Source organism: Pontibacter silvestris, from assembly GCF_020907275.1.
GTDB lineage: Bacteria > Bacteroidota > Bacteroidia > Cytophagales > Hymenobacteraceae > Pontibacter > Pontibacter silvestris.
Genome location: NZ_JAJJWI010000004.1, coordinates 78,255 through 89,982, shown reverse-complemented (window position 1 = coordinate 89,982; position 11,728 = coordinate 78,255). Strand labels below are relative to the sequence as shown.

The window sequence follows — 11,728 nt, the reverse complement described above, 5'->3', positions numbered from 1 at the left end:
CACTTCCGCCTTACTATATAGAAAAAAAGCATTTGGCTTAACTCATAATCTATTGTACTACAACGGCTTGTACTGCTATATACGTATGGGCTGATGTATTCTTCACCTAAAGTATTTCCACCTCCTGCATCGGCAGAGGTTTATCATATATAAACTTAAATAAACAACCCGGGCCCTTGACACCCGCTAAATGTATACGCCTATGTTAGTAGTAAAACGAGACGGCAGACGCGAATCCGTCAAATTCGATAAGATTACAGCACGCATCGAAAAGCTGTGCTACGGTTTGCATATGGATTATGTGTCGCCGATTGAGGTGGCCAAAAAGGTGATTGATGGTATTTACGATGGTGTGACTACCGTAGAACTGGATAACCTAGCTGCAGAAACAGCGGCTTCGCTTACCACTAAACACCCTGATTATGCTGTGCTGGCTGCACGAATCGCTATTTCGAGCCTGCACAAGGTTACGAGCAAGTCGTTCTCTAATACCATGAAACGCCTCTATACTTATGAGGACCCTAAAACAGGAGAGAATGCTTCGCTTTTAGCGAAAGATGTGTATGAAGTTATCCGCAAGAACGCCGCCTTGCTGGACTCTACCATTATTTACGACCGCGACTATAATTACGATTACTTTGGTTATAAAACATTGGAACGTTCTTACCTGCTGCGCCTGAATGGTAAGGTAATAGAGCGTCCGCAGCATATGTTGATGCGTGTTGCCGTGGGTATCCATAAAGAAGACATCGAATCTGCCATTGAGACTTATAATCTCATGTCTGAAAAATGGTTTACACACGCCACGCCAACATTATTTAATGCCGGTACTCCTAAGCCACAGCTTTCTTCCTGCTTCCTGCTTACCATGAAAGACGATAGCATACCAGGCATTTACGATACGCTGAAGCAATGCGCTCAGATTTCGCAAAGCGCTGGCGGCATCGGCCTGAGCATCCATAATGTGCGTGCGACAGGTTCTTACATTAAAGGCACCAACGGCACATCGAATGGTATCATACCTATGCTGAAGGTGTTTAACGACACAGCCCGCTATGTAGACCAGGGCGGCGGTAAGCGTAAAGGCGCTTTCGCTATCTATCTGGAGCCATGGCATTCTGATATCTTCGACTTCCTTGACTTAAGAAAGAACCACGGTAAAGAAGAAAACCGTGCCCGTGACTTGTTCTACGCCCTCTGGACACCAGACTTGTTTATGAAGCGCGTGGAAGAGAACGGTGAATGGAGTCTGTTCTGTCCGCACGAAGCACCTGGCCTGGCCGACTGCTGGGGCAAAGACTTTGAGCGTCTGTACGAGAAGTATGAGCGCGAGGGCCGTGCCCGCAAAACAGTAAAAGCACAGGACCTATGGTTTGCCGTACTGGAGTCGCAGATTGAGACTGGTACGCCTTACATGCTTTACAAAGATGCTGCTAACGGCAAGAGCAACCAGCAGAACCTGGGTACCATCAAGAGCTCTAACCTGTGTACCGAGATTATGGAGTACACCAGCGCAGACGAGGTAGCGGTTTGCAACCTGGCATCGCTAGCATTGCCTCGTTATGTAAAAGAAGAGAACGGCCATAAGGTATTCGACCATCAGAAGCTGTTTGATGTAACTTACCACGTTACTAAAAACCTGAACAAGGTTATCGATATTAACTACTACCCGGTAGAGGAGGCTCGTAATTCTAACATACGTCACCGCCCGATTGGGTTAGGTGTGCAAGGTTTAGCCGACACCTTTATTCACCTGCGCATGCCGTTCGAAAGCGACGAGGCACGTGGCCTGAACAAAGACATCTTTGAGACGATTTACTTTGCAGCCATGACGGCTTCGAAAGACCTGGCAAAGAAGCAAGGCCACTACGAAACGTTTAAAGGCTCTCCGTTATCAGAAGGCAAATTCCAGTTCGACCTGTGGGGTGTAACGCCAGACAGCGGCCGCTGGGACTGGGAAGAGCTGCGCCAGGAGGTGATGGAGCATGGTGTGCGCAACTCCTTATTATTAGCTCCAATGCCTACGGCTTCTACTGCGCAGATATTAGGCAACAACGAATCATTCGAGCCTTATACGTCTAACATTTATGTGCGCCGCGTACTTTCAGGTGAGTTTATGGTGGTTAACAAGCACCTGTTGAAAGACCTGATTGCACTGGGCATCTGGAACGACAGAATGAAGCAGGACATTATTGCTGCCAACGGTTCGGTACAGGATATCCCGAACATTCCGCAGCACATCAAAGACCTGTATAAAACTGTGTGGGAGATCAGCCAGCGTACGGTAATTGATATGAGTGCCGACCGCGGTGCTTTCATCTGCCAGAGCCAGTCGCTGAACCTGCACGTTCAAAACGTGAACTTCGGCAAGCTGACTTCGATGCACTTCTATAGCTGGAAGAAGGGCCTGAAAACAGGTATGTACTACCTGCGCACCAAGTCTGCTGTTGATGCGATCAAGTTTACGGTAGAGAAACAAGCCGCCGAAACCCTATCGCCAGTCTACCAGGAGCAGGATCAGAACCGCAGCGACATGAGTTGCTCACTGGATAACCCAGACGCTTGCGAAGCTTGCGGATCGTAAGGTAACTCATAAAGGGAGAGCTGGTTATAGTTCTCCCTTTATTTTGCCGACTATTCATACATCCTATGTTATTAAATTAATAAAATTAAAAGAACAAGTTCTAATTTACAACTAATGAAAATAGTTCTCTTCGTAGGAAGTGGATTTAACTATATGTTAGCAGACATAGTTAAGCCACTGAAGACTTATACAAAAGACGAGAAGCCTCTAGATAAGGAAATAGAAAGACTTAATAATCTATGGTATAGGTTTGAACCTCTCTTATCTCCATTTAACAATTATATTCCTACTAAGAGAGGGGAGGAGTTGTTTGAAGCTGTAGAAGGCTTTCAAAAAGTTTACAATAAATTCATTGGTAAGTCAGATATTGATCTAGCTAACACAACAGCTATGTTTGCTTCACGCATCAAACAAGAAATGCAAAAAACTGGGGAGCAATTCACAAAGTTCGAAATAGAAAAAGGCTACTCAAATATAAGTAGTGTTCTACCAAATTTTGGAAAAGCTTTTAGCCTCACATTAAAGAAAAATAATGTGAGTGACTTCTATTTGTGTACTACAAATTAAGATGGTATAATTGATAGCCTATTAACATACTATTGTGAAATCAACTCTAAAAGGCAATTTCTTATTAAAGATGGATTTATACATGGACAATTCAACGAGAGGCTTTTGAAGAACTTCAACTTTAAAATAGCTCATATACATGGTTCATATAAATACTCAAAAAAAGCATTTGAAACCGTCAAACTAAATAAAGAAATATTTAACACAAGTCCTGTGATGATTTATGATAATCCTGCAAGAAAAGAAGCAGCTATCGCGGAAAACAATGTATTATCAGCAAACTTTTTAGAATTACAACGTCAGCTTAAAACATGTGACAAGGTAATCACAATAGGGAATTCCTTTAAAACGGAACCCCATCTACAGAAACTTATTAAGAATAACTTTAATAGGCCTAAAACAAGTCTAATTATTTGCTCAGATCAACCAGACAAAGTTACTCCTTCCCTACAAACATGTTATGACTATCCCATTTATACTCAAGCTACAACACATGTCAAAACAGAAGCTCAATTTATCAAGCTATTTGATCAGTTGTTGAAGGCAGACAAATTAGATATGCTTTCTGTTGCATAATTCACCGCCGTTGTTGGTGAAAACACACAACAACGGCAGAAGGGACTTTAGAAGATAGCTGTAGCATTAAGTGTTTGCATAGGCCTCAGCTAAACGCTAAAGAAAAAGTCTCAAACTATAAACCTGCGTCACATTCACGTGATCAACCGCAGAAGCGGTTGCTGGTGAGAAACGACCTGTTAGCTCCAGAGGCTTATCAGGTAGGCCTCCCTCAGTTCTGCCCCTTACAGTTATCCTTTCATACGGCCTTGCCTAAACAAGCTTTCCTGTCGTAGTAAAAGCTTATGAAACTGTTGTTGAAGTATAGTAACATTACAAGTATGGCCGCTAAAAGCAGGGAAAATACTTACAGTATCGCAAAAACAAAGTTCCTGAAAATCCAGTATGAGCACCTAACATAAACACGGCCACCTGTTCTTTGACTGATCAGGCTTACATCAAAGCAGATCAGCAGCAAATAAGGAGTAATAGCCAGCGAAATAGATTAGCTTAAAAACCTGTAACCTTACCGTTATGCTTTACATAAAGCAACTCGATACCGTCAGAGCAATAGCTGCTATTCTTGTCATACTCACACATTGGCTACCGATCCCTTACATACAGTACAGCGGGTTTGTTGGTGTAAATATTTTCTTTGTACTGAGCGGCTTTCTGATTACAAGGATATTATTTGAACACAGAAATGAAGCGGAAGAATCAGGTATCTCGAAGCTAACAGTTTTTAAAAATTTCTTCTTCAGAAGGGCACTACGCATACTGCCTATTTACTTCTTAATGGTTTTTATGCTGTATCTTTTTGGCAGCAATGTAGACCCCAAAACCGACTCTGAACTTATTTACCTTTCTACCTTTACCATTAATTTCCATTTTTATAACTTAAAGTATTTCGGAGACTTAACCGCCCAATGCTGGTCTCTGGCCGTTGAGGAGCAGTTTTACCTCCTGTGGCCCTGGGTTATTCTGTACATCAACAAAAAATACTTATTACATGCTATACTGGCTTTTATCCTGATAGGCACCACAAGCCAATTTTTCATAAATGATTTTGAATATGGCTATCTCCCAACCTACACATGCTTTGATGCCTTTGGCTTAGGAGCACTGTTGTCGTGGGTAATGGTTTATAGGCCCCATTTGCTCAACAAAACCTATAAGGTTCTGCATCTGCTCGTTATTTTAAGTGCATTGTTGCTAGCAGGCAGATTATCTGGTGCCATAGGTGTTCCTATGCCCATTCGTACGCTTGTATCGGTAATTGCTTTGTGGGTTATAACTTATCTGATGTATAAAAGCCAGACAAACGAAATAGGGTTTTCTTTCCTGTTCAATAACAAGCTGCTGTTATTTATGGGCAAAATCAGCTATGGGCTTTACCTGTACCACATTTCCTTGCCTTATATAGTATGGGCCTTTGCTAAATACATGAAACCATACATTTCTTCTTTGGCCGATAACTATCTGTTCTATGTTTTTGCAAATGTCAGCCTGCTCTTCCTGGTGCCCTGGCTTTCCTGGAGATTTATCGAAAAGCCGTTCCTGAGCTTAAAGAAGTATTTTGTTTATCAAAAAGCGGCCACACCTACTCCGGCAAGAGCAGCTGTATAAGTAAGCTAAAATTAAGATTCAGAGGCGAAAGAATCTGTCTCAACAGCAGCAGAAGAACTTTGGTGGCCATGTTATAGAACTGCGGAACCTGTTAGAACAACGGCTAAAGTTCATTTCGTTTGCAAGACATTTAACAAAGGCGTTGCTTCACTAAACCCATCGCTGCTTATTAAACTGTTTTATACACCTACATTTAGCTGCACAGCCTCTTCCTAACTCACCCAAATAGTACTTCTCATAGTAAAGAGTTTAAGCATAGTTATTAGTAGGAAGATACTTCTTTTCAGACAGCAATATTAAACTAGGCTGTGTCTGATAAATACATTTCAAGGGAAGGACTCAGAACTTTAAGCGCTGCCTATTTGCGCTAACGAAGTTACCAGAGACTTCTATATAACTCCACTAAGCGGCTTCCTTTTTTAATTCAAAGAGCCTCCGCTCTAGGTATAAGATCTTCGCCTGCTTGTACTTGTTCTGATAAGCAGTCAGTTCAACAGGGCTAAACTCCTGCTGGCAAGATACCATTTTGTAGTAAATAGTAGCAATCTTATTAGCCGTGGCCACAGTGGCATACTTGTTACCACCCTTTGCTTTCATCCGCCTGAAGTAGTCACCGAGCCAGTTGTCGCTTCGCTGCACGGCATTGGCGGCGTTACGGAAAGCTTGGCTGGCTGGGTTTGGCTTCTTTTTCATCAGGGTACTGCTGATAAGCTTCCCTCCTGATACTTTGTTGTTGGGACACAGGTTCAGCCAGCTGGCAAAGTGCTTAGCCGTTTCCCACTTGCTCATGTCTGTGCCGGTTTCAGAGAGAATCTCCAGTGCGGCAATGTCACTGATGCCGTAAATGGCCATCACGTCCACTCCCAGCACTTTTTTCAGGTAGGAGCAGGTGTTGAACGATGGCTTGTTCCTGTTGGCCTTCTTAGCAGAGACGGCCTCATACTCAGGCGCCGCTTCAGGGCGGATTTCCCTGTTGTAGAACTCCAGCTGGTGTTCAATGGCCACATCGCACGAGGCTATGCGTTCAGTCAGGTACTTATAACTCATGTAACAGTCCTCCAGCAGGTAAAGCTGCTCTGGCCGCCAGTTGCCCTGTAAGGATTTGAGGATGATTGCCCTGTCGGCCTTCACCTTAAAGTGGACGCAGGCAAGGAAGTTCTCCGCTGTCCTCTCCCCACGCAGGATGGCCTCAATGATGGCAAGGCCGCTCTTGCCAGTGATGTCACGCAACAGCGTGTGCACCTTCACGTTCATCAGCTCCAAGGCCTTCTGCATCCTCAGCACGCATCTGCCTCTATCCTGGGTGAGCGTTCTGCGGTGGCGAACCAGCGTGCGCAGCGCCTCCTGCTGGTCGTCGGGCAAATAGCTGCTGCGGAGCAGACCGCAACTGTGCAGCTTCTGAATCCAGCGCGCATCATCCTCATCGTTCTTCCTGCCGCTCACGTTTTTAACCTGTTTGGCATTGACCAAATACACCTCCAGTCCATGCTGGGTGAGCAGGTTGAACAAGGGTCTCCAGTATACGCCAGTGCTCTCCATGGCCACCGTGTCTACCCCGCACTCGAGCAGCCAGGCGGCGATGGCCTCCAGGTCACAGGTCATCGTCCCAAAGGACCTGACCTGCAGCGTATCCCTGCCCTCGGGTACGGCAACGGCGTGAATGGTGTCTCCCACATCAATACCTGCCGCGTTCGGGTTGACCAGCGGCATGTTGATAGCACTCTCTCTTGTAGTGGTTTGCTTTTTCATAGGCTTTAATGTTTTGGGATAAATACAAAAGCCATTGCCTGCCGCCCAGTCAGCTCTTCTATGCGGGCTCTATCGCCCAGTTTGAAACCAAATGGGGCAGCAGAACCACACTACTGGTAGAGTTCACCCACTCAATGTTAGGAAAGGTCTTGCTGCAAAAGCTCCTGTAACTAATTTTACTGTCTCCCCAATTTTTCGGCTAAAGAACTGAGCTTAAGTTATCATGTCGGAAACATGGGCCAGGCCAATACAGGCACTACTGAATAATCAGATTCTGATTATTCAGACACAGCCATTGGGAAGTGAACTACCCTTCTTAAATGAGTTAGGCATGGGCTTTCAGCATAGGGTATTAGTTTAATTCGTAGTAACGCAGGCTAAACAGTTATGAGCTTATAAAGAGGTACTGTAGCTTATGTTTAGGCTTATAGCGTTCTTGCGCTATCATCTTTGCTGTACTAGCCTATAAACCAACAAGATAATAATTACACTTTAACACCAGGTTCTAAAACCTTTGCTACCTTTTTTGCGAAAGCTAAGAGCAACACACACCAAAGCAGAAAAAGTATGGCAGTAGATCACATTACACAAGCTCTATGGAGTGCAACCACAGCGTTTAAAACATATCCCTCTTTATCTGGCGACTTAGAGGTAGATGTGGCTATAGTGGGCGCAGGTATAACCGGCATTAGTACTGCTTATAGTTTGGTTAAGGCAGGCAAGAAAGTTGCAGTGCTGGAAGCACTAAAGGTAGGTTCTGGCACAACAGGCTCATCTACAGGGAACTTGTATGCCCCTATAGATGAGCGTTTATATACTATAGCATCTAAGCATAGCGAAGAAACTATGCGTGCAGTAGCTACCTCGCGAACTGCTGCCATAGATTTTATTGAGCAGCGCGTGCTGGAGTTTAATATAGACTGTGAATTTAACAGGGTGCCCTGGTATTTGTTTTCAGAACCTGGCAACGACCTGATGGCACAGGTTGGTAAAGAACGTGAAGCTGCTGAAAAAGCAGGTTTACCTGTTACCGGAGAGGCTCCTGCTAGTTTTCCTTTTAAAGTAGAATCTATGGCAAACATTGCTCACCAAGCACAGTTTAACCCGCTAAAGTATGTACAAGGCCTGGCCGCAGCCATAGCCGGAGACAACTGCCTGCTTTTTGAAGGCACCAAAGTAATGGATGTGGAAGACGGTGAGCCATGCGTGGTACAAACCGAGCGGGGCAAGGTAACCGCAAAGCAGGTGATAATGGCCACTCACTCCCCTAAAGGAATATATGCAGTGCATACAGCTATGGAGCCTTACCGGGAATATGCCATGGCCGTACGCCTGAAGGGAGCTTCACCGGCAGGTGGCGTATACTGGCACGTACAACAGATGCAGCACTACTCGGTTCGCCCGTACAGCAATGAGCAAGGTAACTTTCTGCTTATATTAGGAGAGGCACACAAAGTAGGGCACAAAGAGCATAACGAGGAGAACTTCCTTAAACTGGAAGAATATTTAAAAGCTCATTTTGATGTAGACCATATAGTTTATAAATGGGCTGCACAAAACTATAAACCTGCCGACGCCCTACCTTACATAGGTACCAGCCCTCTGCAGAATAATACTTACATTGCCACAGGTTTTGCTGCAGACGGCCTGGTTTATGGTACGCTTTCCGGAATGATTATCAGTGACATAATAGCTGGCAAAGAAAATGAATGGGCAAAGCTATACGACCCTACCCGCTTTACGCCGATAGCCTCAGCGCCAAAGTTTGCGAAAGAAAACATTGATGTAGCATTCCATTTGGTTAAAGACTTCCTGTTCTATGGCGAAACTGATCAGCTAAAAGAAATAAGAGCAGGAGAGGGCAAAACCATTGAGATAGACGACGAAAAGCTGGCCGCTTACCGGGATGAAGAAGGGCAGCTACACGTCGTATCTTCAATTTGCCCGCACATGGGCTGTGTCGTCCATTTCAATAACGCTGAAAAAAGCTGGGACTGCCCTTGCCACGGTAGCCGCTTTTCGATTGAGGGCGAAGTGCTGGAAGGACCAGCATACCACAATTTAGCAAAACCAAAGGCCACCAACGATACAGAAGAGTAAGAAAGCAAGCTACTCGTACAAGGTTAAAGCTTTCTCAATGCCTGAAACTGTCTCCTTAAGCAGAAGCGTTGACAGGACATACACTAGCAGGCACCAGAAGAAAATTGTTGATTTACCTTGATGCATAAAAACAGGCGGAGCCGCTGCTTAAGTACAGCGGCCCCGCCTGTTTTTATAACAGTACTTTATTTTATTATTATTGTGCTGCTTGCTGTTGTTGCTGGTTAGTAGCAACTGCAATAGCTACACGTCGGTTCTTCTGGCGACCTTCTGCAGTCTCGTTTGTAGCTCTAGGGTTAGCTTCCCCTACTGGCTGAATAGACAATCTGGAAGCATCAATATCTGCATTATTTTGTAACCAGTCTTTTACTGTGTTAGCACGCTCCTCAGCTAGTTGTTTGTTATAATCTTTACTACCCTGGGCGTCTGTGTATCCATAGATACGGATTTGCCCTTGGTTACCAAGTTCATTGATGGACTCTGCAACGCTTTTAAGTTTATCATCTGCACCACTACGTAAGGTAGCTTTATCTAAATCGAAAAGAACACGCTCATCCATAGTATAGACATTATAGCCTTCTCCGCTTCTTGCCTCTATGCCAGAGTTGCTTAAATCCGGATCGTTAATGGTAGGGGCCTCAAAGTCAACATTTGCCCAGAAACCTTCTCCTACTTCTTTTATCTCAGCACCGTCAGCTTCTAATGGTCTCTTTTCATCACCATACATCACAGCTGTATCGGCGGAGGCTAGCTCTGCAACATCCTGCTGGTCTTCTACTCGTTTGTTAGTTTCGTTACAGGCACTAAAGAATACAATACCTGCACTGGCACAAATCATTAATATCGTCTTTTTCATAGTTTTTCATTGTTGGTTCTGTTAAAATGTACGAAGTGCAGGAGCCTAAGTTATGTTTGAGTGATAAGTGCCACTATAGGCACAGTACAAAAGCCGATGTAACAGCACTACAACTTATGGCAGAAGTTAGCATAATTAAAGACAAGAAATATTCTTAGGCTTACTTAAAGCAGTATATTAAGTAACTATTGCTATCAAATATCGAGTAACTTGAACATTATGGCAAGGCACCTTCAAAAAACATTAACCAGGTTCCATGAACCAGGCTAGTGCCTCAGTTTCATCAGGAAGGCTCCGAATAAACAGTTTCTGGCCCATACTGTTTTCTTTATCTACCACCAGTTCAATAACACCATGCCTGGCTTCGCTTTGTGAAAGTAATAAGGCCACTTTTAACACAGGACCTAATGCTAGCTGTGGTAAAAGTACCTCCTGGCACCACTCAAGATCTGCAGACGCTATGGCCTTACATTTACTATTATCCCCAATCAGGCACTTGAGCTCAAAGCGGTCTATCATGTCCAGGCAAATCAGTATCGCTTCTCTAAAGTCAGTACCTATTACCTCTCCGTGGCAAGTCACTGTGCCTAACGAAGCCTCTTTGTTATATATAATTGTTGTATGTTCGTTCTGAAAGTAAACTTTCCTCATGCGAATGATAGTTAAACTTAAAAAATGCCAGCGAATGTCGCTCGATTTTAAACTTGCTTTGTTTGCTTTCAGAGTAGAGTGGGCAGTAGTACATCAACATTAGTAAGGAAGCCAATGTGCCATTTCGTCCAATTTAATCATAACATATGAATAAAAAAATAGTTTCGTTGTTTAGACACTAAGAAATTCAACTTATTAGAAAAAAGTTGCTCTCTTTAATTTAAAGAACCAATCTCTTTACCCGCCACAAAGTATAGATCAGCTAAAAGAGAAGCTTTATATTAGGTAAAAAATAAGCCCAAAAGCACATTCTATAACACCTGTATCTTTTGTTGCAGCACAGTAAACACCCATCTATCTCAACAACAGATTAAAAAGAGCTTTATGTTTTCAATAACGAATTGCTCCTTCTTCGGTCGCAACTACTCGTCCAAGCTATTATCTAAACAATGGGTTCTTGGATAATATTACTTTACACACTTAACAAAATATGCCAATGTGGCCACTGAAATAATTAACAAAAGCATCAAACAAGCCATTTTGACACATATTAAATATTTTTACACGTATAAATGCCTTTATCATCCTTGGCACTTCATTTGCATTATTCCATTTGTAATAAGAAAGAGGAGAAAGAAATGAAGCTTATAAAAGATAAAGAATTGTTACGAAACATTGCTCAGCAAATAGACCTGTTAAATACTATAGGTGGCGGCGTGAGCGAGACTTATGTAGATATTAAAAAGTATAAAAAAGGTGCTGTAATAGAAGTGTGGTCTGCAGGTGTGAACCCTGAAGCATTCAGAGTAGTGCTGCACAATAACCAGCTTACTATATTTTCAATATTCCAAAGCCAGGAAAACCCACAATTGGGCGCACCGTTGTTTAACAAAATATTTATGCTGCCCCCACAGGTAGACTTAAGCCGTATTGAGGCCGTACACCAGGATGGTCAGCTGCAGGTTAGACTACCTTACCATGATGCTGCCACCCAGCCTAAAGAAATCGAAATAAAACAACTGTAGAATAAGCTTATTGCT

General features: G+C 43.5%; 10 protein-coding genes. 7 read left to right on the top strand and 3 right to left on the bottom strand.

Annotated elements, in window-relative coordinates; all coding sequences use genetic code 11:
• Positions 1–202 precede the first annotated feature (202 nt).
• The 4 genes from LN995_RS04925 (at position 203) to LN995_RS04910 (ending at position 5,332) form a co-directional block, all read left to right on the top strand.
• Positions 203–2,584: a ribonucleoside-diphosphate reductase subunit alpha gene (locus LN995_RS04925; RefSeq protein ID WP_229958957.1), complete on the top strand. Its 2,382-nt coding sequence runs from the start codon at positions 203–205 to the stop codon at positions 2,582–2,584.
• 114 nt (positions 2,585–2,698) lie between these two features.
• Positions 2,699–3,151, top strand: a complete 453-nt coding sequence (locus tag LN995_RS04920) for a hypothetical protein (protein WP_229958956.1) — start codon at positions 2,699–2,701, stop codon at positions 3,149–3,151.
• Positions 3,152–3,256: 105 nt separating this feature from the next.
• Positions 3,257–3,727, top strand: a complete 471-nt coding sequence (locus tag LN995_RS04915) for a hypothetical protein (protein WP_229958954.1) — start codon at positions 3,257–3,259, stop codon at positions 3,725–3,727.
• Between the two features lie 513 nt (positions 3,728–4,240).
• Positions 4,241–5,332, top strand: a complete 1,092-nt coding sequence (locus LN995_RS04910) for an acyltransferase family protein (RefSeq protein WP_229958952.1) — start codon at positions 4,241–4,243, stop codon at positions 5,330–5,332.
• Between the two features lie 402 nt (positions 5,333–5,734).
• Here the strand turns inward: LN995_RS04910 and LN995_RS04905 are convergent, their stop codons facing one another.
• A complete protein-coding gene (locus tag LN995_RS04905) occupies positions 5,735–7,081 on the bottom strand; it encodes an IS110 family RNA-guided transposase (RefSeq protein ID WP_229958950.1) in 1,347 nt (448 codons plus the stop codon).
• A 223-nt stretch (positions 7,082–7,304) separates the two neighbouring features.
• Here LN995_RS04905 and LN995_RS04900 point away from each other — a divergent pair, with 223 nt between their 5' ends.
• Positions 7,305–7,442, top strand: a complete 138-nt coding sequence (locus LN995_RS04900; protein ID WP_229958948.1) for a hypothetical protein — start codon at positions 7,305–7,307, stop codon at positions 7,440–7,442.
• 206 nt (positions 7,443–7,648) lie between these two features.
• Positions 7,649–9,181, top strand: a complete 1,533-nt coding sequence (locus LN995_RS04895; RefSeq protein ID WP_229958946.1) for an FAD-dependent oxidoreductase — start codon at positions 7,649–7,651, stop codon at positions 9,179–9,181.
• A gap of 196 nt (positions 9,182–9,377) precedes the next feature.
• Here LN995_RS04895 and LN995_RS04890 read toward each other — a convergent pair whose 3' ends face one another.
• Complete coding sequence (locus tag LN995_RS04890) at positions 9,378–10,037, bottom strand: OmpA family protein (RefSeq protein WP_229958944.1); 660 nt, start codon at positions 10,035–10,037, stop codon at positions 9,378–9,380.
• 243 nt (positions 10,038–10,280) lie between these two features.
• Positions 10,281–10,688, bottom strand: coding sequence for a hypothetical protein (locus LN995_RS04885; protein ID WP_229958942.1), 408 nt, complete (start codon positions 10,686–10,688; stop codon positions 10,281–10,283).
• 638 nt (positions 10,689–11,326) lie between these two features.
• Here LN995_RS04885 and LN995_RS04880 point away from each other — a divergent pair.
• A complete protein-coding gene (locus LN995_RS04880) occupies positions 11,327–11,713 on the top strand; it encodes an Hsp20/alpha crystallin family protein (RefSeq protein ID WP_229958940.1) in 387 nt (128 codons plus the stop codon).
• Positions 11,714–11,728: the final 15 nt, after the last annotated feature.